Origin of the sequence: Mycobacterium saskatchewanense (genome assembly GCF_010729105.1) — a bacterium.
Lineage (GTDB): Bacteria > Actinomycetota > Actinomycetes > Mycobacteriales > Mycobacteriaceae > Mycobacterium > Mycobacterium saskatchewanense.
Genome location: NZ_AP022573.1, coordinates 5,820,453 through 5,841,422 on the forward strand (window position 1 = coordinate 5,820,453; position 20,970 = coordinate 5,841,422).

21 protein-coding genes are annotated in these 20,970 nt (G+C 69.9%); 13 read left to right on the forward strand and 8 right to left on the reverse strand.

Annotated elements, in window-relative coordinates:
- Nucleotides 1–39: 39 nt before the first annotated feature.
- Nucleotides 40–1,830 (forward strand): SDR family oxidoreductase, encoded by a 1,791-nt coding sequence (locus G6N56_RS27370; RefSeq protein ID WP_085256382.1) that lies wholly within the window; start codon nt 40–42, stop codon nt 1,828–1,830.
- Here the strand turns inward: G6N56_RS27370 and G6N56_RS27375 are convergent.
- Together G6N56_RS27375 and G6N56_RS27380 are read right to left on the reverse strand one after the other, a co-directional pair.
- Nucleotides 1,825–2,355 (reverse strand): GNAT family N-acetyltransferase, encoded by a 531-nt coding sequence (locus G6N56_RS27375; RefSeq protein WP_232069164.1) that lies wholly within the window; start codon nt 2,353–2,355, stop codon nt 1,825–1,827. The genes G6N56_RS27370 and G6N56_RS27375 overlap by 6 nt on opposite strands.
- 10 nt (nt 2,356–2,365) lie before the next feature.
- On the reverse strand, nt 2,366–2,959 hold the full coding sequence (locus G6N56_RS27380) for a TetR/AcrR family transcriptional regulator (RefSeq protein ID WP_085256421.1): 594 nt from the start codon (nt 2,957–2,959) through the stop codon (nt 2,366–2,368).
- Between the two features lie 148 nt (nt 2,960–3,107).
- On the opposite strand from G6N56_RS27380, the gene G6N56_RS27385 reads away from it, so the two are divergent.
- Both G6N56_RS27385 and G6N56_RS27390 read left to right on the forward strand, forming a co-directional pair.
- A complete protein-coding gene (locus tag G6N56_RS27385; RefSeq protein ID WP_085256381.1) occupies nt 3,108–4,106 on the forward strand; it encodes an aromatic ring-hydroxylating dioxygenase subunit alpha in 999 nt (332 codons plus the stop codon).
- Nucleotides 4,107–4,112: 6 nt separating this feature from the next.
- Nucleotides 4,113–5,201: an NAD(P)H-dependent amine dehydrogenase family protein gene (locus G6N56_RS27390; RefSeq protein ID WP_085256380.1), complete on the forward strand. Its 1,089-nt coding sequence runs from the start codon at nt 4,113–4,115 to the stop codon at nt 5,199–5,201.
- A 7-nt stretch (nt 5,202–5,208) separates the two neighbouring features.
- Here G6N56_RS27390 and G6N56_RS27395 read toward each other — a convergent pair whose 3' ends face one another.
- Together G6N56_RS27395 and G6N56_RS27400 are read right to left on the reverse strand one after the other, a co-directional pair.
- Complete coding sequence (locus tag G6N56_RS27395; RefSeq protein ID WP_085256379.1) at nt 5,209–6,570, reverse strand: HNH endonuclease signature motif containing protein; 1,362 nt, start codon at nt 6,568–6,570, stop codon at nt 5,209–5,211.
- 129 nt (nt 6,571–6,699) lie between these two features.
- Entirely contained in the window at nt 6,700–7,008 is a 309-nt protein-coding gene (locus G6N56_RS27400) for an EAL domain-containing protein (protein ID WP_158090725.1), read from the reverse strand.
- 213 nt (nt 7,009–7,221) lie between these two features.
- Here G6N56_RS27400 and dapB point away from each other — a divergent pair, with 213 nt between their 5' ends.
- The 3 genes from dapB to G6N56_RS27415 are packed head-to-tail and all read left to right on the forward strand — an operon-like array spanning nt 7,222 to nt 8,863.
- Nucleotides 7,222–7,959: a 4-hydroxy-tetrahydrodipicolinate reductase gene (gene dapB, locus G6N56_RS27405; protein WP_085256420.1), complete on the forward strand. Its 738-nt coding sequence runs from the start codon at nt 7,222–7,224 to the stop codon at nt 7,957–7,959.
- Nucleotides 7,956–8,411 (forward strand): hypothetical protein, encoded by a 456-nt coding sequence (locus tag G6N56_RS27410; protein WP_085256377.1) that lies wholly within the window; start codon nt 7,956–7,958, stop codon nt 8,409–8,411. Before dapB ends, G6N56_RS27410 begins: the two co-directional genes overlap by 4 nt.
- Nucleotides 8,408–8,863, forward strand: a complete 456-nt coding sequence (locus tag G6N56_RS27415; protein ID WP_085256376.1) for a flavodoxin family protein — start codon at nt 8,408–8,410, stop codon at nt 8,861–8,863. Before G6N56_RS27410 ends, G6N56_RS27415 begins: the two co-directional genes overlap by 4 nt.
- Before the next feature lie 18 nt (nt 8,864–8,881).
- On the opposite strand, the gene G6N56_RS27420 is transcribed toward G6N56_RS27415, so the two are convergent.
- Both G6N56_RS27420 and G6N56_RS27425 read right to left on the reverse strand, forming a co-directional pair.
- Nucleotides 8,882–10,441 carry a sensor histidine kinase gene (locus G6N56_RS27420; protein WP_085256375.1) on the reverse strand — a complete coding sequence of 520 codons (1,560 nt, stop codon included), beginning with the start codon at nt 10,439–10,441 and terminating at the stop codon, nt 8,882–8,884.
- 3 nt (nt 10,442–10,444) lie between these two features.
- Complete coding sequence (locus G6N56_RS27425; protein ID WP_085256374.1) at nt 10,445–11,089, reverse strand: response regulator; 645 nt, start codon at nt 11,087–11,089, stop codon at nt 10,445–10,447.
- 182 nt (nt 11,090–11,271) lie between these two features.
- Between G6N56_RS27425 and G6N56_RS27430 the strand changes: the two genes are divergently transcribed.
- From G6N56_RS27430 to G6N56_RS27440, 3 genes are all read left to right on the forward strand, one after another.
- A complete protein-coding gene (locus G6N56_RS27430) occupies nt 11,272–11,472 on the forward strand; it encodes a hypothetical protein (protein ID WP_142280655.1) in 201 nt (66 codons plus the stop codon).
- Between the two features lie 113 nt (nt 11,473–11,585).
- Nucleotides 11,586–13,109: a class I adenylate-forming enzyme family protein gene (locus G6N56_RS27435; protein WP_085256373.1), complete on the forward strand. Its 1,524-nt coding sequence runs from the start codon at nt 11,586–11,588 to the stop codon at nt 13,107–13,109.
- Nucleotides 13,106–16,345, forward strand: coding sequence for an acetyl-CoA carboxylase family protein (locus tag G6N56_RS27440; RefSeq protein WP_085256372.1), 3,240 nt, complete (start codon nt 13,106–13,108; stop codon nt 16,343–16,345). The genes G6N56_RS27435 and G6N56_RS27440 overlap by 4 nt, the downstream gene beginning before the upstream one ends.
- On the opposite strand, the gene G6N56_RS27445 is transcribed toward G6N56_RS27440, so the two are convergent.
- Nucleotides 16,346–16,672, reverse strand: coding sequence for a PE-PGRS family protein (locus tag G6N56_RS27445; protein ID WP_085256371.1), 327 nt, complete (start codon nt 16,670–16,672; stop codon nt 16,346–16,348).
- A 99-nt stretch (nt 16,673–16,771) separates the two neighbouring features.
- Between G6N56_RS27445 and G6N56_RS27450 the strand changes: the two genes are divergently transcribed.
- Genes G6N56_RS27450 through G6N56_RS27465 form a run of 4 tightly spaced genes read left to right on the forward strand, consistent with a single transcriptional unit; the run spans nt 16,772 to nt 20,036 of the window.
- Nucleotides 16,772–17,554: an SDR family oxidoreductase gene (locus tag G6N56_RS27450; RefSeq protein WP_085256370.1), complete on the forward strand. Its 783-nt coding sequence runs from the start codon at nt 16,772–16,774 to the stop codon at nt 17,552–17,554.
- Entirely contained in the window at nt 17,551–18,732 is a 1,182-nt protein-coding gene (locus tag G6N56_RS27455; protein ID WP_085256369.1) for an acyl-CoA dehydrogenase family protein, read from the forward strand. Before G6N56_RS27450 ends, G6N56_RS27455 begins: the two co-directional genes overlap by 4 nt.
- Entirely contained in the window at nt 18,729–19,823 is a 1,095-nt protein-coding gene (locus G6N56_RS27460) for an acyl-CoA dehydrogenase family protein (protein ID WP_085256368.1), read from the forward strand. The genes G6N56_RS27455 and G6N56_RS27460 overlap by 4 nt, the downstream gene beginning before the upstream one ends.
- A gap of 15 nt (nt 19,824–19,838) precedes the next feature.
- Nucleotides 19,839–20,036 carry a hypothetical protein gene (locus G6N56_RS27465; protein WP_085256367.1) on the forward strand — a complete coding sequence of 66 codons (198 nt, stop codon included), beginning with the start codon at nt 19,839–19,841 and terminating at the stop codon, nt 20,034–20,036.
- Here G6N56_RS27465 and G6N56_RS27470 read toward each other — a convergent pair.
- Complete coding sequence (locus G6N56_RS27470) at nt 20,025–20,765, reverse strand: dienelactone hydrolase family protein (protein WP_085256366.1); 741 nt, start codon at nt 20,763–20,765, stop codon at nt 20,025–20,027. The genes G6N56_RS27465 and G6N56_RS27470 overlap by 12 nt on opposite strands.
- Nucleotides 20,766–20,970: the final 205 nt, after the last annotated feature.

Here is a 20,970-nt window from a genome sequence, read left to right on the forward strand (position 1 = left end):
CGGTCCTATACTTGCAGCACTCAATGGGGAGGGGCCACGATGTTGACCGTCGACGACCGGGCGGCAATCAAATCCACCATCACGGCGTCCGACGGCGTGAACCTGGCCGTTTACCGGTACACCGATTTCGACCCGCAACGCCCGACCATCGTGGCGATCCACGGCTTTCCCGACAACTACCACGTCTGGGACGGCGTGGCCGCGCACCTGGGCGATCGCTACAACGTCGTGGCCTACGACGTGCGCGGCGCCGGTGAATCGGGCCGCCCCGCAACCCGATCCGGGTACGCCTTCGCCCAGCTGGTGGCGGACCTCGATGCGGTGATCGACAGCCTCGGCGTCGAGCGGGTGCACCTGCTTGCCCACGACTGGGGCTCGATCGCGACCTGGGCCGCGGTCACCGACGACTCCGTGATGGGGAAAGTCGCGTCGTTCACCTCGATTTCGGGACCGCACCTGCGGTACGCCGGCGTGTTTCTGCGTTCGGCGCGCACTCCGCGCGCGGTGGCTCAGGTCGCGCGGCAGCTGGTGTCGTCGGGCTATATCGGGTTTTTCCTGTGCCCGGGCGTGCCGGAACTGTCGTTCCGCTCCCGGATAGGGGTGAAAGTCGTTGAGGCCGCAGAGCGTATCGGCCGGTCGAGCACTCTGAGCCGGCGCGACCGGACGCCGCGTTCCATCGGCGACTATCTCAACGGGCTCAACCTGTACCGGGAGAACATGCCCGCGCCCATGATCTCGCCCGGATCGCACCTGCCCGAAACCACCGTCCCGGTGCAGGTCCTGGTGCCGCGCAAGGACATCTTCGTGACGCCCGCCCTGCAGCGCTTCACCGGCGCGATCCCCGCCCGTGGCAGGGTGGTCTCCATCGAGGGCGGGCACTGGGTGGTCACCTCGCGCCCGGACGTCATCGCGCGATTGACCGGCGAGTGGGTGGATCAAAACGCCGACGGCGCAACGGCTCCGGGTGCGGTTTCGCGCGGACGGCGCGAGGTGCCGGTCGGTCCACATGACGTGCGGGGCAAGCTCGCGCTCGTCACCGGCGGGGGCGCGGGCATCGGCCGGGCCACCGCGGTGCAACTGGCCCGGCGCGGCGCCCGAAAGGTGCTGATCGTCGACCGGGATCTGGGCGCCGCCCAGGAAACCGCGGACGCCGTCCGCGCCGCCTGCGCGGAGGCCGCGGTGTACCAGGCCGACGTGAGCGACGAAGACATGATGAACGACCTTGCCGAGCACGTGCTTGCCGAACACGGCGTGGTCGACATCCTGGTCAACAACGCCGGCATCGGGATGGCGGGCCGTTTCCTGGAGACCAGCCCGGAGAACTGGGACGACATCATCGGGATCAACGTCCGCGGTGTCATCGCCGGCAGCAGGGCGTTCGGCGCGCAGATGGTCGAGCGTGGGCAGGGCGGGACGATCATCAACGTCGCATCGGCGGCGGCCTTCATCCCCTCGAAGTCGATGGTGGCCTACGGCACCACCAAGGCGGCGGTGCTGGCGTTCAGCGAGGCATTGCGGGCCGACTTCGCCGACGAGGGCATCACCGTCTCCGCCGTGTGCCCCGGTTTTGTCAACACCAACATCGCGAAGAGCACCGTCTACGCCGGGATGACCCCGGAACAGCAGGAACGCGCCCGGGAGAAGGCCGACGCGGCGTACCGGCGCCGCAACTTCACGCCGGAGGCCGTCGCGAAGGCGATCGTGAAGGCGGTCGAGACCGGCCCGGCCGTGGTGCCGGTCGCCGCCGAGTCTCGCGTCGGGTACGCGATGCGGCGGATCAGCCCGTCGACGATTCGCTTGTTGGCGCGCCTGGACATCCGGCAGTCATAACGACAGGACCGCCGGGCGCGTGAGCCGGTAGCCGAGGTGCGGCACCCGGATTCCCGGCAGTGGTTCCCAGGTCAGGGTCCGCCCGTCGGCGCGGAAGTGGTTCTTCTCGTAGAAGCTGCGCGCCTTCGCGTTCTGCTCGGCACACCACAAGATCACGTCGGTCGACGGGCTGCGCCGCAGGACCGTGTCGAGCAGCAGGCCGCCGGTGCCGCGCCGTTGGCGGTCGTCGGCGATGTAGAGCGCGTCGATCTGGGTGCTGCCCGGCTCGTCGTCGTCGGGCCCGAAGATCGTCACACCGACCGCGCGGCCGCCCGCTTCGGCGATCCACATGCTCCAGCCAGGGCGATTGAGCGTTTGCGGGTAGACGTCGGCGACCCACCGCTTGGGCGGGCCGAGGAGATTCAGCAGGGGCGACGTCAGGATGCCGGTCCAGGACCGGCGCCACACCCCGTAGTGCATCTCGGCGACGGCGCCTAGATCGGCCGGCTCGGCCTGCCGGATGCGGATGTCGTCGCTGACGTTCACGTGTCCCAGGTTAAGACCCCGGCAGACCGCCGACCCGCGACTGTTCCAGGTAGGCGGCCAGAGCGTTGGTCAGGCCGCGCCGCGCCATGTCCATATCCGCGTAGGAGCCCAACTGGCGTTCCGACACCAGGCCGCGCATCGCGCCGGGGATGAGGGCCGCCACCTCGCGCACTCGGTCCGGGTCGACGTCCAGACCGGCGAACGCGTTCTGGCAGGTTTCCAGCCAGCTCTTGCCCCACGACACAAGTTCGGCGGCGGTGCGCGGGTAGAGGCGTTCGAGGTCCTCGGGGTCACGGGGGAGTGCAGCCCGCAGGTTCTCGATGGCGCGCGAATCCGGCGACGCCAGGCCGCGGTAGAGCGTCTCGACGATGGCGCCGACACGCTCCCGAAGCGGCGCATCCTGCGGCACCGGCGTCGAGAGCGCCGCGATGGTCTGGGCGCGCCGCTCGGCGGTGCGGTGTAACACCGCGGCCCAGAAGCCGTCGGTGTCGCCGAACTGGTACTGCACCGCCCCCCAGGTCGCGCCGATGTCCTTGGCGATGCGATTGGCCGACACCGAGCCCGGCTCGCCGGAGGCCAGCGACTTGAGCGCGGCCTCGAGCATGCTTTCGCGCGTCGCATGGCCGCGCCGGTTGGGGCGTCGGCCGGCGACCTGGGGTTCGGTCACCGGGCGAAGCCTACCAGTTTCATAGAGGGTACTTTGATTTCACGGCAATGGGACCTATCATTCCTAGGCGTGGAGGACCGCTCGCATGGCTAAGCCGCCGCTGTCGATGAAACCGACGGGCTGGTTCCAGGTGGCCTGGTCCGACGAGATCGGCATCGGCGACGTGCATCGGATGAAGTACTTCGGCGAGGAGATGGTCGCCTGGCGGGCCGAATCGGGCGAGCTCACCGTGATGAATGCATACTGCGAGCACCTCGGCGCACACCTGGGCTACGGCGGCACGGTGGTCGGCGACGTGCTGCAGTGCCCCTTCCACGGGTGGCAGTGGAACCGGGAGGGCCGCAACGTCTGCATTCCGTATCAGGACCGGCCCAATCGCGGCAGGCGGATCCGCACCTATCCGGTGGCCGAGCGGAACTCGTCGGTCTACGTCTGGCATGACGTCGAGCGCCGCGAGCCGTACTTCGACGCGCCGGACGTCTTCGCCGCCTTCGGGGATGGTAGCGCCGCGGACGGCTACTACCCGCAGCAGCGGTTGTACCGCCCGGGCTTGGAATTGCACCCGCAGTACGTGCTCGAAAACGGCGTGGACTTCGCGCATTTCAAGTTCGTGCACAACACGCCGATCGTGCCGGTCTTCACGCGGCACGACTTCGCCGAGCCGGTGTCCTTCGTTGACTTCACCATCACTTTCGAGGGCGACGACGGACAGAAGATCGAGGACGTCAACAGCGGCGTGCAGGCGATCAACGGCGGCCTGGGGATCGCCGTGACCAAAAGCTGGGGCATGGTCGACAACCGGACGATCTCCGCGGTCACGCCGGTGGACGACTCCACCTCCGACGTCCGGTTCATGGTTTACATCGGCCGGGTGGCCGGCAGGGACCCGGAGCGCGCCGAGCGGAAGGCCGACGAGTTCGGCCGAGAGGTGATCCGGCAGTTCGAGCAAGACATCGAGATTTGGCGACATCAGCGCTACTCGGACCCGCCCGCGCTGGCCGCCGACGAGTACGAGGGCTTCACGGCAATTCGCAAGTGGGCCAAACGGTTCTACCCCGACATGCACGCATCCCAGAGAGGCTGACCGGAATTGACTGCACACGCTCGACCGATTCGCGTATTCCAGGTGGCCACCGGGAATGTCGGCAAGGAGATGATCAAGCGAATCGCCGCCCAGCCCGACCTCGAACTCGTTGGCGTGCATTGTTATTCGCCGGAGAAGGTCGGGCGTGATGCCGGCGAGCTGGCGGGCATCGAACCCAACGGGGTGCGGGCCACGGGCAGCGTCGACGAGATCATCGCGGCCAAGCCCGACGTGCTCACCTTCCACGGCGTGTTCCCCGACGAGGACCTGTACGTCAGGGTGCTCGAGGCCGGGATCAACATCGTGACCACCGCCGACTGGATCACCGGGTGGCACCGCGATACCAACCATCCGCACCCCTCGGGCAAGCCCGTCACCCAGCTGCTGCGGGAGGCCTGCCTCAAGGGCGGTGCGACGTTCTACGGCACCGGAATGAACCCGGGCGTGAACCAGATCCTCGGCGTGGTCTGTTCGGCGGACGTCGCCGAAATCGAGAACGTCACCACGATCGAGTCCGTCGACGTCTCGTGCCACCACTCCAAGGACACCTGGATCGAGGTCGGCTACGGCCAGCCGGTCGACGATCCCGATATCCCGTCCAAGCTGGAGAAGTACACCCGCGTTTTCGCCGACAGCGTCCTGATGATGGCCGACTGCTTCGACCTGCCGCTCGACGAGGTCAAGTTCAGCTACGAACTCGGGGCCTGCACCAAGGACGTCGACCTGGGCTGGTACGTGCTCCCCAAGGGTTCGCTGGGCGGTAACTACATCAAGTACCAGGGCATGGTCGGCGGGGTGCCGCGGGTCGAGACCCATTTGGAGTGGCAGATGACCCCGCACACCGATCCGAGCTGGAACATCAAGGGCTGCTACATCACTCAAATCAAGGGCGACCCCTGCGTCTACAACAAGCACATGATCTTCCCCAAGCCCGGCGTGGACCTGTCCAATCCGGACAACTTCGCCTCGATCGGCATGACGGTCACCGGCATGCCCGCGCTCGCGTCCATCAAGTCGGTGGTGGCGGCGCGTCCGGGAATCATCAGCAGCGCCGATCTGCCGCTGCGCGGGTTCGCGGGGCGGTTCAAGCTCTGAGCCTGCGTCAGGGCGCATCGTCGTCCTCGGCGAAGAGGCGTTCCGGATGGTGATAGTCGTTCGTGCGCGCGCCGCGGTCCCAGGGCGGCGGCGGAATCCACTCGGTGCGGCCATCGGGCAACTTCCTTGTCCGCCAGCCCTCTTCGACGAGCTTGTGGAACGGCGCGCAGGTGAACGTGAGGTTGTCCGCGTCGGTCGGTCCACCGGCGGCCCAACCGGTTACATGGTGCACCTCGGACCAGTAGCCCGGCACGTCGCAGCCCGGGTGTGTGCAGCCGCGGTCCTTCGCATACAAGACGATGCGCTGATCGGGGGACGCGATGCGTCGCGTCCGGCCGAGGTACAGCGGGCGTGTTGAGTGCTCGTCGAACACGGCTAGGTAATGGTAGGCATGGCCGGCCATCCTGATCAGGTCGCGCATTGGGAGCACCGTTCCGCCGCCCGTGACCGCCCGGCCCGCGCCCGACGCCAATTCCTGCAGCGTGGTCGACACGATGACGGTGACGGGTAACCCGTTGTGCCGGCCGAGCTTCGGATCACCCAGCTGACCGCGGACCAGGGCGTTGAGTGCGTCATGTTGGCGCTGGGCGTGGCTTCGGGTGTCTCCGCCCGCGTGTTCGTCGCTGGGTACTCCCTCGGTGCACGGGGTTTCGTCGTCCGGGTTGCACATCCCGGGAGCCGCGAACCGGGCGAGCCAGGCGTCGACGTTGGCCCGGAGTTCCGGGGAGGCCACCAGCTTCCCGACGCTCATGCCGTCGGCCCGCTGGCCGCACCAGGTGAAGCCGCGCTGACGCGCGCGGTCGGCGTCGGAAAACTTGCCGTCGGGATTGAGCTCCAGCGCGCACCGGTGTGCCGCCTTCTCCAGCTGATCGGGACGCAGCTTGGTCGCCTGCCGAGCCAGGAACCGCTCGGCGTGCGCCACGGTGGCGGCGGGCAGGTCGTGCGGGAGGTCGCGGACGAACGTCTGGATCACCCGTAGGTGCTGCCCGTCGAGCAGGCCGTCGCGCCAGACCTGCGCCGTCGCCGGCAACTCCGGTGGCAGCTCCTCGCCGGTCAGAGTCAACCGGCTGGACAGCTGTCTGACGTCCCTAAGCCGGCGGCCCGCCTCGGCGTTGCTGATCCGCAGCCAGTCGGCGACGACCTTGTGCACCGGGCCGCCGACTGCTGCGGGATCCTCGTTGTCCAGGCCGGCGATCACGTCGTAGCTCCAGGCCAGTTGCCGGCGGCGCGAGGTTTCCACCCGTTCCAGCGCGTGCAGGAGGACTGCCGGGTCCAACGCGCCGACGTTCAGGCCGCGGATCTGCGCCTCGGCGGCATCCAGCGCGTCGAACGCTGCGACCACCTCCGGCGGCATCTGTATCGAACGCATGTGCGAATCGTATGGTGGGCGTACGACGCCGGCGACGGAAAATCGTCCTCCGTGAATAGAAGTTGTGAATAGAAGTCCAACTGTGGATAACGCATCGAATGCTTCAGATGCGCTGCCGCCCTTAACCTCTCACGTGATGCGGGCCAGCAGGTGGGAGGCGATGATGGTGACGCAGGTGACGGCGTGCCGGAGTCGCGACCGGACCCGCTGGTCGCCCGTCTCGACGCCCTCCGCGAGGATGACCGCATTCCGACGTTCCCGGTAGGTCAGCGCCGCCGACATCACCTGGGACGCGTGTGCCCGCGGGGTGGAGCGGACGAGGTTCATGTCGAGCTTGACGATCTCCGGTCGCAGCACGTCCAGCAGTGGCAGGGAGGCCGAGTTCACGCCGGCGTCGTCGAAGGCGATGACCCAGCCGCGCCGGCGGATGGCGTTCACCTTCGAGGCGGGCGGGCGTTCTGGTCGCTGCGTCGAACACCAAGTCTGGGCCGGGGTTGCCGAGGGTCGCCATCGCGTCAAGGCCTCGAACCCGACGAGCAGCCCGCCGGGGAACGAGACGATCGGTTGCTAATACGGCGTCGGCCCTAGGCCGAGTGCCTCGACAATCGCGCGGTCGCCGCGCCCCGAAGCCCTCGGTCTAGGGTGGGCGTCATGCGGGTAGGTGTGCTGGGAGCCAAGGGGAAAGTCGGCGCAACGATGGTCGCCGCGGTGCGGGACGCGGAGGACCTGACGTTGTCGGCGGAGGTGGACGCGGGGGACCCGCTGACCCTGCTGACGGACGGCAACACCGAGGCGGTCATCGACTTCACCCATCCGGACGTGGTGATGGACAACCTGGAGTTCGTGATCCGCAACGGGATTCACGCCGTGGTGGGCACGACCGGCTTCACCCCGGAGCGCCTCGAGCGGGTGGAGTCGTGGCTGGCGGACTCGCCGGGCACCGCCGTGCTCATCGCACCGAACTTCGCGATCGGGGCGGTGCTCTCGATGCAGTTCGCGAGGCAGGCGGCGCGGTTCTTCGAGTCGGTCGAGGTGATCGAGTTGCACCACCCGCACAAGGCCGACGCCCCGTCGGGCACGGCCGCCCGCACCGCCAAACTCATCGCCGAGGCCCGAAAGGGCATGCCGCCCAACCCCGATGCCACCAGCACCGCCCTCCCGGGGGCGCGTGGCGCCGACGTCGACGGCGTTCCGGTGCATTCGGTGCGCCTGGCCGGACTGGTAGCCCACCAGGAAATCCTGTTCGGCACCGAGGGGGAGACGCTGACCATCCGCCACGACAGCATGGACCGCACCTCGTTCGTACCGGGGGTGTTGCTGGCCGTGCGCCGCATCACGCAACGCCCCGGCCTCACGGTGGGCCTCGAGCCCCTGCTCGACCTGCAATGAACCGGGCCGTCCGCATCCAGCTGCTGATCGCCTTCCTCTGCCTGGCGATGGTGGTCTACTTCCTGCTGTTGGGGCGCATGGCTTTCGGGATGATCGGTTCCGGCCGGCCGGCCGCCGTGGGCCTCGGCGGGGCGGTGCTGATCATGCCCGTTATCGGGGCGTGGGCGATGATCGCCACTCTGCGAGCCGGATTCGCGCACCAACGGCTGGCCCGGCTCATCGCCGAGGACGGCCTGGAACTCGACACCAGCACGCTGCCGAGGCGCGCGTCGGGCCGCATCGAGCGCGAGGCGGCCGACGCGCTGTTCGCCTCGGTGCGTGTGGAGGTGGAGACCCAACCCGACGACTGGCGGCGCTGGTACCGGCTGGCCCGAGCCTATGACTACGCGGGGGACCGGCGCCGCGCGCGGGAGGCCATGAAGACGGCCGTTCAGATTCAGGCCGGCCGGTGAGTAAGACGCTGCTGGTGGTCCACCACACGCCGTCACCGGCCACGCGTGAGCTCCTCGAGGCGGTGCTCGCCGGGGCCGGCGATCCGGAAATCGTTGGTGTGGAGATGATTTCGCGTCCGGCGCTGGCCGCGACCCTGCCGGACATGCTCGACGCCGACGGCTACCTGTTCGGCACCACGGCGAACTTCGGCTACATGTCCGGCGCGCTCAAGCACTTCTTCGACACCGTCTACTACCCGAGCCTCGACCACGTGTCGGGGCGTCCCTACGGCTTGTGGGTGCACGGCAACAACGACACGGTCGGCGCGGCGGCCGCGGTCGGAAGGCTCGCGAGCGGGCTGTCGCTGAGCCAGGCCGCCGACGTGCTGGAGGTCACCGGCGGCGTCGACGCCACGGTGCGTGAACGGGCCTACGAGCTGGGCGGAACGCTCGCGGCGATGCTCATGGAATAACGCTCATGGAACGACGATTCAGGCCGAGACCGGAATTTCGACCTCGAGAGTGGTGCCGCCGCCCGGCGGGCTGGTGATCCGCATGCGTCCGCCGAGGGCCTCGACACGGTCGATCAGGCCGATGAGGCCGGATCCGTTGCCGATGTCCGCCCCCCCAATGCCGTCGTCGCGAATCGACAGCACCAGGCCCGGACCCGTGGCCGTGGCGTCGATGTCGAGGCCCGAGGCGTGCGCGTGCCGCGCGGCGTTCGTCATGGCCTCGGCTACCACGTAATAGGCGGCAACGCCGACCGGCTCGGGGATCGACCCGTCGAGCTGCAGGCGAAGCGTGACCGGAATGGTGCAGCGGCGGGCGAGCGCGTTGAGTGCGGGCCCCAGACCCCCTTTGGACAGGATCGCCGGATGAATCCCACGGGCGAGCTCTTGGAGATCGCCCGACGCCGACGTCAGACCGGCCACCACGTCCGAGATCTGGTCCCGCAGCGACCGGAGTTCCGCCGGCACCCCGGCCTCGACGGAGCGCAGTTGCAGCGCAAGTGAGATCAGGCGCTGTTGGGCGCCGTCGTGCAGGTCGCGCTCCAGGCGGCGCCGGGCGTCGTCGGCGGCCGCGACGATGCGCGCGCGCGATGCGGTGAGTGCGGCGTGGGCTTCGGCGTTGGCGATGGCGGTGGCGACGAGTTCGGTGAATTCCCCGACCCGCTGCTCGGCGTCGGGCGGCAGCGACCTGGTGGGACCCGAACCCGCGACCGCGACGCCCCACAGCCGGCCCTCGACGACGATCGGCGCTCCGGCGCCGGCGGTCAGCCCGAGGCGGCGGATCAGCGACGCGGCGTCCCCGGCCGCGGCGTCATGGGTGTCCATCCGCACTGGTCGACCGGTGCCGGCCACCATGGCCACGATGTTGTCACCGTCCAGCGGCCACCGGCTTCCGACGGGCATGCGACCCGACTGCTTGGGATCGTCGACGGCAGCGACGAGCGTCGCCGTGCCGTCGGCCTCGTACCTCCAGAGCGACGCGTTGGCCACACCGAGGCAGGTCGCCAGCTCGTGTGCCACCGCCGGGAAGACGTCGGACGCCGGAACGCCGCGCGCGACCAGGGTCGCGACCCGGCGCAGTGCGGCTTGCTGTTCGGCCAGAACGGTGAGCTCTTCGCGGCTCGCCTCGGCCTCACGCGTGCGCGCTTCCGCGTCGGCGGCACGCGTTCGTGCCAGGCGTGCCAATGCGTGTGCGACCAGGGCCACCACCAGGAACACGGCAATGACCACCCAGTCCTGGAGTTCGGCGAATGAGCCGGGGGAGTCGGGCCAGCCGCGGAAGTAGTCATAGGCGAGGGCGCTGACTACCGCGGTGGCGGCCCCGAGCCCGGCGCCCCAACCGGTGGCGACTACCAGGACCCCGATCAGATAGATCACCCCGAACGCGTTGTCCGGGGCGAATGTCTTGAGCATCAGCAGAACAGCGGTTTCCGCCGCGATGCAGGCGGCGGCCACCGCAAGCCCCCGGGGCGTGGGCGAGGGCGCCGGCGGCAACAACCTCGATCCCAGGCGAGAGGTCGTCCACGGCTTGGCTTTGGTCACCCGTCAACGAGCCTCGAGAAAGGTGATCACCGCGCGCACGCGGCGGTGATCGTCGGGCGTTTCGCGTAGGTCGAACTTCGTCAGGATGCTGCGGACGTGTTTTTCGACGGTGCCCTCCGTCACCCACAGGCGGCGGGCGATCCCCACATTCGAGCGCCCCTCCGCCATCAGGGCGAGCACTTCCTTCTCCCGAGAGCTGAGCAACGTGAGCGGATCGCTGCGCGTGCGCGCGCCCACCAACTCCTGCACCAGGGCGGGGTCCAACACGTAGGCGCCGTCGGCAATGCGGCCAAGTGTCTTGAGGAATTCGTCGACGTCGGTGACCCGCGTCTTCAGCAGATAGCCGACGCCGCGGTCGCTCGCCAGCAGCTGCATCGCGTGCTCGACGTCGACGTGCGCCGACAGGATGACCAGCCCGACTTCCGGGATCTCCTGGCGGATGGTCATCGCCGCATCGAGCCCGTCGGTGGTGTGGGTCGGCGGCATCCGGATGTCGACGATCGCCAGCTGGGGCTTTTCCATGCGGACCAGCTCGAGCAGGGCGGCGGCATCACCTGCCTGGCCCACCACCCGGTAACCCGAACGAGTCAGAAGGCTGGCCAGCCCCTCGCGCAGGAGGACGTCGTCGTCGGCGACGACGACGCGCATGCCCGCATGCCCTGGCTGCACCTCGACGAAGATCCTTTCGCGCGACTACCGGCAGTGACCAGAGTAATTGCAGCTAGCCGGTATCCCCGAGGTCAGGGTGGCGGGGTCGGCAAGACGGATGTCAGCGTCGACGACGCGGCGCGTCTCCGGCGCGAGCCTGAATTCATGGAGACGACAAGCCGATGACCAAGATAGCCCTGAGTGCGGCCATCGCTGTAACCCTGTTCATCGGCGGAGCTGCTTCCGCCAGTGCCGACCCGAGCGCGTTCGGCACACTCGGCTGCAACTGCCGGGACGCCGCACCGGGCGGCTATTCTGCGCCGCAGGGTGTAGACCGGGGAATCGCCGACGGCCTCGCCGCCGTTCCCACACGGCCGCGCTGAGGGCGGCCGCGAGCGACTGAAGGAGTCGCCTTCGACGACGAAGCACGCCTCGGGCATGATGACGGAATCCTCGATCATCACCGCCTAGGACAGGAGGATCGGGCGTGCCTCCAGTGATCGAAATCCCGCGCGGCGACAACCCGTTTGCGTTGACGGGCGTGTCGCGCGACGCCGCCGGTGCTCCGCGCTACGACGGACTGCCGGACACGTTGTTGGAGATGCTCGCCGAGCAGGTCGGGCGGCAACCGGACGCCGAGGCCCTCGTCGAGTTGGGCGCCGGCCGACTGAGCTACCGCCAGCTGTGGGACCGCGCCGCCCGGGTCGCCGGCGGGCTGCGCGCCGCCGGTGTCAAACCGGGTGACCGGGTCGCGGTGCGGTACCCGGCGGGGATCGACTGGGTGTTGGCGTTCTGGGGCATCGTGATGGCCGGCGGCGTCGCGGTGGCGGTGAACACCCGGTCCGCGCAGCCCGAGGTCGAGTTCGTGCTCGACGACTCGGGCGCGCACGTGGACCTGGCCGCCGGCGCGCCGCTGCCCGACGGAGCGCCGTACGTCACCGAGCGACTCGGCCGCGCCGATGTCGCCGCGCTGTTCTACACCTCGGGAACCACCGGCCACCCCAAGGGTGTGCCGACGACCCACCAGGCGTTCCTGACGAATGCCGAGAATTCCGTTCGATGCCTGGGGCTGTCCGGCGATCTCGGCGAGGACATGCGCACCCTGATCTCGGTGCCGCTGTTCCACGTCACGGGTTGCAACACACAGCTTCTGGTAGCGGCCCGTGTCGGGGGCGCATCGGTGATCGTGCCCGCGCTCAGCCTGGACGAGGTGATCGCCGCAATTCCGCGCGAACGGATCTCGAGCATGGTGACCGTCCCCGCGATCTATTCGCTGCTTCTGCGGCACAAAGACTTTCACCATGCCGACGTATCAGGTGTGCGCTGGGTGGGCTACGGCGGCGCGCCGATCGCCCCGTCGTTGGTGCGGGCGGTGAAGGACGCGTTTCCGGGCGCCACGGTGTTCAACGGCTACGGCATGACCGAGACGGCATCGCTCATGACGGTGCTGCCCGACCGCGACGCGCTCGAACACGCCGACTCGGTCGGATATGCCGTTCCGTCGGTGGATCTGGGCCTGATCCCGTTCGGGGACGACCGCGACGAGGGGGAACTCGTGGTCCGCGGCGCAAACGTCACCGCCGGCTACTGGAACCGCCCGGAGGAGACCACGGCCACGATCGTGGACGGCTGGCTGCACACCGGTGACGTGGTGCGGGTAGACGGCGCCGGGCGGGTGCACATCATCGATCGGCTCAAGGACATCATCAACCGGGGTGGCGAGAACGTCTCGAGCGTCGAGGTCGAGGCTGTCTTGCTGGCGGCGCCCAACGTCGCCGACGCGTGCGTGCTGGCGGTTCCCGACGAGGTCATGGGCGAGAAGGTCGGTGCCGTATTGTTCGGCGGCCCTGAAGAAGTCGACGTGACCGCCGTGCTCGACCACTGCCGCGAGCGGCTCGCCGACTTCAAGGTGCCGCAGTACGTCACGGTGGTCGGCGATGCGCTGCCCCGTAACGCAGGTGGCAAGCTGCTCAAGGGCAGGCTTCGCGACCAGGTGCGGTGGGGCGAACCGCTCCGATGAGCCCGACTGTGCTGATCGCCAACCGCGGCGAGATCGCGCTCCGAATCGTGCGCACCGCCGCCGAATTGGGTATGCCGACGGTCGCGGTGTACGCCGAGGACGACGCCGACAGCCCACACGTGCACGCGGCCGACGAAGCCGTCGGCCTGCCGGCCTCCGGGCCCAGGGCCTACCTGGATCCGGCGGCGCTGTTGGCGGCGGCCGAGAAGTCCGGTGCCGAGTTGATCCATCCCGGTTACGGATTCCTCAGCGAGGATCCCGAGTTCGCCCGTGCGTGCTCCGATGCCGGGCGCACCTTCGTGGGGCCGGGCGCCGACGTGCTGGACATGCTCGGCAACAAGTCCGCGGCGCGCGCCGCGGCGATCGCCGCCGGTCTCCCCGTGCTACCCGCGACCGAAGGCCCGAGCGCGCCGGCCGACATCGAGGCGTTTCTCGCCGCCCAGGGCGGCCCCGTCATGATCAAGGCGCTCGCCGGCGGCGGGGGCCGGGGCATGCGGAAGGTGGCGAGCGCGGACCAGATCGACGCCGCCTACCGGCAGTGCGCCGCGGAGGCCCAGCTCGGCTTCGGTGACCCGGCGCTGTTCGCCGAGGCGATCCTCGGCGCCGCGCGGCACATCGAAGTGCAGGTGGTCGCCGCGCCAACGGGTCACCAGACCCACGCGCTGGCCCTGGGCGACCGCGATTGCAGCATCCAGCGGCGCTACCAGAAGCTCGTCGAGATCGCGCCCGCGCAGGGCCTTTCCGAAAAGCTACGCCGAGACCTGCACCAGGCCGCCGCCCGGCTGTGCGCCCGCGTCGGCCTTTGCGGCCTGGCCACCGTCGAATTCCTGGTTTCCGGCGACAGATTCGTGTTCCTCGAGGTCAATCCGCGGATCCAGGTGGAGCACACCGTCACCGAGGAGACCACCGGCACGGACCTGGTGGCCGTCCAGCTGGCCATCGCCGGCGGAGCCTCGTACTACCAGCTCGGCCTACCCGCCGGAACCGCTTCCGACGGAACCGAAGTCAGCGGCGAACCGGCGGCGCATCGGGGCATCGCGATTCAGGCTCGCGTCAACGCCGAGACCCTCGGCGCCGACGGATCCGTCGCGCCCGCCGCGGGCACCCTGACCGTCTTTTCGCCGCCGACCGGCCCCGGCGTTCGGGTGGATACCTACGGCCGCACGGGCCTGGCCCCCAATCCGCAGTACGACTCGCTGCTGGCCAAGGTCATCACCCATGTGCGCGGCGCGTCGTTCCCCGCGGCGCTGCGCAAGGCCCGGACCGCCCTGAGCGAGTTCGGCATCGAAGGGGTCGGCACCAACATCTCGTTCCTGCGAGAGTTGCTTTGCGCCAGCGAGATCGAGTCGGGTTGGGTCACCACCGACTTCCTGGACGGGAAGATCGCCGAGTTTGCCGCGGCGGCTCTCTCCCACCAGCAGGAGACACACGTCGCGACGGTCGAGCTGTATCCGGGGGAGGAAGCGCTCCGCGCGCACCTGGCCGGCACCGTGGTCGAGATGGCACCCGAGGGAACCGAGTTCGGGGCCGGCGCCCCACTGGTCGTCCTCGAGGCGATGAAGATGCAGCACGTGCTGCAGGCGCCGGACGCACTGCGCACGGTCCGCGGCCTGGTCACGGTCGGCCAGGTCGTCGGGACGGGCGACCCGCTGCTGGTCTTCACCCGCACCGGTGCCGATGCCGACGGCGGATCAGACCCCGCCGCAATGGATCTCGACCGGCCGCGTGCCGACCTTGACGAAGTGCGGCAGCGTCACCTGCTCACCCTCGACGAGGGCCGCGAAGCCGCCGTCGCCAAGCGGCACGGGCAGGGCCGGCGCACCGCCCGGGAGAACATCGCCGACCTGATCGACGCGGGCAGCTTCGTCGAGTACGGCGCGCTGGCCATCGCCGCGCAGCGCAGCCGGCGTTCGGAGTCCGACCTGATCGCCAATACCCCGGCCGACGGCCTGGTCGCGGGCCTGGCCACCATCGGTGCCGAGCGGTTCGGGCGTGCCGCCGCCGAGACGGTCGTGGTCTCCTACGACTACACGGTCCTGGCCGGGACGCAGGGCATGCGCAACCACGCCAAGACGGACCGGGCCTTCGATCTCGCGGCGCGGAAGCGCGTGCCGGTGGTGCTGTTCGCCGAGGGTGGGGGCGGCCGGCCCGGGGACACCGATGTCGGCAGCGCCGCCGGGCTGGACGTGCCCACCTTCCGCATGCTGGCCGGTCTGCGCGGCAAGGTGCCGCTCGTTGCGGTGGTCTCGGGCCGGTGTTTCGCCGGCAACGCCGCGCTGGCGGGGGTGTGCGACGTCATCATCGCGACGCCGGACGCCAACATCGGCATGGGCGGGCCGGCGATGATCGACGGTGGCGGCCTCGGGAAATACCCGCCGGAGGCGATCGGACCGATCGACGTGCAGCGGCGCAACGGCGTGGTCAGCCTGGTCGCCCGCGACGAGGCACACGCCGTGTCGCTGGCCAAGCGCTATCTCTCGTACTTCCAGGGCGCTTTGGGCGAGTGGGCGCCGCCCGATCCGCGTATTGCCCGACACGTGGTGCCGCAGAACAGGTTACGCGCCTACGACGTGCACCGGGCGATCGAGTCGATCGTCGACGCAGGGTCGACCCTGGAACTGCGGCCCGATTACGGCGTCGGCATCGTCACCGCGCTTGTGCGGGTGGAGGGCGTCGCGTACGGGCTGATCGCCAACAGCACCCACCACCTGGGCGGCGCGATCGACGCCGAAGCCGCCGACAAGGCCGGCGACTTCCTCGCCCTGTGTGAGTCGTTTCGCCTGCCGGTGATCTCGCTGTGCGACACCCCCGGGTTCATGGTCGGGCCGGACGCGGAGAAGGAGGCGGGCGTACGGCGGTTCGGCCGGATGTTCGTCCTGGGCGCTCGGCTGACCGTGCCGCTCGGAATGATCATCTTGCGCAAGGGTTACGGCCTGGGGGCGATGGCCATGGCCGGCGGGTCCTTCCGCGCGCCGCAATTCACCGTGGCCTGGCCGACCGGCGAGATCGGCGGCATGGGCCTGGAAGGCGCCGTACGCCTCGGGTTCAGCAAAGAGCTGGCCGCCGTGGCCGACCCGGCCGAACGGCAGAAGCTGTTCGACAAGCTCGTCGCGGCGGCCTACGACCACGGCAAGGCGCTGCGCTCGGCCACCGCGTTCGAGCTCGACGACGTGATCGACCCGGCCGACTCCCGGGCCTGGATCACCAGGCTTCCGGGAGCCCTTGGGCCGCGTTAGTTACGCGTGGCCGCTGCCGCAACCGACACCGGGCAGACAACCCTGGCCACCCGGAATTCCGCCGGGCCCGGCGTTCTGGCCACCGGAGCCGCAGCCGACGCCCGGGACGCAGCCCTGGCCCCCGGGACCGCCGCCGGGGCCCTGGTTCTGGCCTCCCGAGCCGCAGTTGCCGTTGGCGTCGCAGCCGCCGCCGCCCGGGTCGTCCTTGAATACCAGGTGCGTCGCTGTCGAGGTCGGCGCGCCGGCGGATTCAACCGAACCGGTCACGGCCATCGGCGCGAGCGTGATTGCCGCCGCGGCTGCCCCGCCCATCACCAGTCTTTTCATGAGGGTTAATTTCACTGACATGACCGTCGCATACCACGTGCACGCGCGCGTAAACATCGCCACACCCCTGCCGTCAAAAGCAATGGAAGGCGCACGTCGATGACCCCCTTGGATCTCACCGGCCGAACCGCGATCATCACCGGCGCCTCCCGCGGAATCGGGCTGGCGATCGCACAGCAGCTGGCCGCCAACGGTGCCGACGTGGTGCTCACCGCCCGCAAGCAGGAGGCGGCCGACGAAGCGGCGGCGCAGGTGGGCGAGAAGGCCGTGGGCGTCGGCGCGCACGCGGTCGACGAGGACGCGGCCCGGCGCTGCGTGGACCTGACCCTCGAGCGGTTCGGCCGCGTCGACATCCTGGTCAACAACGCGGGAACCAACCCGGCCTACGGCCCGCTGATCGACCAGGACCACGCCCGCTTCGCCAAGATCTTCGACGTCAACCTCTGGGCCCCGCTGCTGTGGACGTCGCTCGTCGTCAAGTCCTGGATGGGTGAACACGGCGGGTCGGTGGTCAACACCGCCTCGATCGGCGGCCTGCACCAGTCGCCGGGCATGGGGATGTACAACGCCACCAAGGCCGCACTGATCCACGTCACCAAACAACTGGCGTTGGAACTTTCACCGAAGGTCCGAGTCAACGCGATCGCCCCCGGTGTCGTGCGCACCAAGCTGGCCGAGGCACTGTGGAAGGACCACGAGGACCCGTTGGCGTCGACGATCGCGCTCGGGCGCATCGGTGAGCCCATCGACGTGGCCAACGCGGTCGCGTTCCTGGTTTCCGACGCGGCGAGCTGGATCACCGGCGAGACGATGGTGATCGACGGCGGCCTCCTGCTGGGCCCCGCGCAAGGCTTCCAGTCTCAGGTGGGCGGCACGCAGTGAGCACGGCCGACCTGGACGCCCGGGTCAAGGCACTGCTCCGCGAGCACGACCCCGCGACCGCCGACCCGCGAGATTTCCTTGGCGCGCAATACGACGCGGGACTCGCCTGGGTGCACCTGCCGCCCGGTTTCGGCGGCCTCGGTCTGCCGCGGGCCGCGCAGGAGCGTGTCGACGCGCAACTGGCCGCCGCGGGCGCCCCGGTGGGCGGCACCGTCAAGAACTTCATCGGGATGGGCATGGCGGCGCCCACCATCGCGGCCTTCGGAACCGATGCGCAGAAGCGAAAGTTCCTGCGCCCGTTGTTCACCGGGGCGCACGTCTACTGCCAGCTGTTCAGCGAGCCGGGCGCCGGCTCCGACCTCGCGGGGGTCGCGACCCGGGCGGTGCGCGACGGTGACGGCTGGATCGTCAACGGCCAGAAGGTGTGGACGTCGATGGCGCAGCACGCGCAGATGGCCATCCTGGTCGCCCGGACCGACCCCACGGTGCCGAAGCACGCCGGCCTGACCTACTTCCTCTGCGACATGACGCAGCCCGGTGTGGACGTCCGGCCGCTGCGCCAGATCACCGGCGAGGCGGAGTTCAACGAGGTGTTCCTCACCGACGTCCGGGTGCCGGACGCGAACCGGCTGGGACCCGAGGGCGGCGGCTGGCGCGTCGCGACCACCACGCTGAACAACGAACGCGTCGCGATCGGCGCCCGGACGGGCGCCCCGCGCGAAGGCGGCATCATCGGCAAAGTCGCCGAAGCCTGGCGGAACGAGCCGGAACTCCGCAATCCCGCGATGCACGACGAGCTGATGCGGCTGTGGGTGGAGGCGGAGGTGCTCCGGCTAGCCGGTGAGCGGCTGGCGCAGCAGGCCAGCGCCGGGCAGCCGGGGCCCGAGGGTGCCGGCATGAAGGTGGCGTTCGCCAAGCTGGCACAAGCGGTTTCGGGCTTCGACATCGAGCTGCACGCCGAGGCCGGACTGCGCTACGACGACTGGACGATGCGCAGGACCGAGGTCGTCGACCTGATCGGGCGCGAGCCCGGCTATCGCTATCTGCGGGCGCGTGGCAACTCGATCGAGGGCGGCACCTCGGAAATCCTGCGCAACACCATCTCCGAGCGGATCCTCGGCCTGCCGGGCGAACACCGCGTCGACAAGGACGTCGCGTGGAAGGACCTGAACCGATGACCGTCGGCGACCTGCTGTACTCCGACACCGAGGAGGCGCTGCGGGACAGCGTTTCTCAGCTGTTCGCCGACCGCTGCCCGCCGGAGGTGGTGGCGCGCGCCTACGATGCTGAGCCGCAAGACTTTTCGACCGTCTGGCGAACGCTCGCCGCGGAGCTCGGCGTGGCGGGGTTGCTGGTTCCCGAGGCGCTCGGCGGCGCCGGTGCCGGCCCGCGCGAGGCGGCGGTCGTGCTGGAGGAGATCGGCAGGGCCGTCGGCCCCGTGCCGTTCCTGTCCAGCGCGGTCCTGGCCACGGTGGCACTGTTGCGCGCCGGCGACACCGAGACCGTCCCCGCGCTGGCGCGCGGCGAGCTGACCGCCGCGCTGGCGGTGCCGTTGTCCACCGCGCCCGGCGACCCCGTGCCGGGGGTGAGCGCCGGCGCCAACGGCCTGACCGGAACGGTCACCAGCGTCGCCGGCGCGCGGGAGGCCGACGTGCTGGTCGTGCCAGTCGCCGCGGCGGGTGGCCTCGAGTTGCACACCGTCCGTTGCCCCGCGGCCGGCGTGGAGGTGACCCCGCTGGTCGCCCTGGACATGACGAGGCCCCTTGCGGACGTGCGGTTCTCCGGGGCGGCGTCGTCGCGGGTGGGGCCGGCCGACGGGCCGATCGCCGCGGCGCTCGAGACGGGGGCGGCCCTGCTCGCGTCGGAGCAGCTCGGGGTGGCGCGGTGGTGCCTCGACACGACGCTGTCGTACGTCAAGCAGCGCAAGCAGTTCGGCCGCCTGATCGGCTCGTACCAGGCGATCAAGCACCGGCTGGCCGACCTGTGGTTCGAGGTGGGGGCGGCCACCGCGGCTGCCCGGTACGCCGCGGACGCGTGCGCCCGCGAAGACGACGCGGGCGTCGCCGCGGCGGTCGCACAGGCGTACTGCAGCGGCGTGGCCGTGCACGCCGCCGAGGAATGCGTGCAGCTGCACGGCGGCATCGGGATGACGTGGGAATATCCGGCGCACCTGTATCTCAAGCGGGCCAAGAGCGACCAACTCGCCCTGGGTACCGCCTACCGGCACCGCGCCAGGCTGGCCGAACTGGTCAACCTTCCAGTCGATTAACCAGGCGGATTGCGCATGCGCGTGGTGTTGGCGACGTACGACTCGCGCGGCGGTGTGGAACCGTTGGTCGGGCTCGCGCTGGCGCTGCGTTCCGAGACACGGGCGCGGGCGGCGGCCGTTTCGGGCACAATCCGCACCGACGGGGCGGCCGTGGCGGCCCGGCTGCTGCTGAACGAGGTCAGCGGGCGCGAGCCGCCCCCGTCAGCGCGGTAGCGCCGCGCCGAAGACCTCCGTCATCGCCTGCCAATGCCGCTCGGCGGCGTCGGCGTCGTAGGGGCCGTTGTCGGGGACCGCGAACCCGTGGCCCGCCGAGTACCACTCGATGGTGTGCGTCACCCCGGCCGCCGTCAGCGCCTTGTCCAGCCGCTCGGCGTGGTCGGCGGTGAACGACGCGTCGTCATGGGCGCCACCCACGTACACCGTGGCGCTGATCCGGTCGGCCAGCAGGTGCGGGCTGTCTTCGGTGTCGCTCACCAGGCCGCCGCCGTGGAAGGACGCCGCCGCGGCCACGCGATCCGGCAGCCGCCCCGCCACCACCAGCGACGTCCGGCCGCCCATGCAGTAGCCGCACACGCCGAATCGGTCCCCCGAGACCTCGGGGCGGTTGGACAGGTAGTCGAAGAAGGCGCGGGCGTCGGCGGCCATCCTGTCCGGCGTGACGCTGCCGATCATCCCGAACAACCGCTTGCGTTCCTGCGGGTCGCCGAAGACGGTAGCCATGTCGAAGGGGGCCCAGTCACCGCTGCGGTAGTACACGTCGGGAAGCAGCACGGCGTAACCGAAACCGGCAAGCTTGGCGGCCATCTCGTCGAAAGTGTCGCGGACTCCGCCGGCGTCGCAGTACATGACTATTCCCGGCCACGGGCCGGGGCCTTCGGGGGTGAACAGTCGGACGGGACAGCTGCCGTCGGCGGTGGCGATGGTGTCGGTGATCTTCGGCATGGTCTTTGTTGTACTCCTGGGCTCGCGGCGTCGACCCGCCGCGCTTGCGATCGACGCGGAATTGATGGCGTCGACCCGCCGCGCCCGGCTTCGCCGCGCTTGCGATCGACGCGGAATTGATGGCGTCGACCCGCCGCGCCCGGCTTCGCCGCGCTTGCGATCGACGCGGAATCTTTGGCGTCGACCCGCCGCGCCCGGCTTCGCC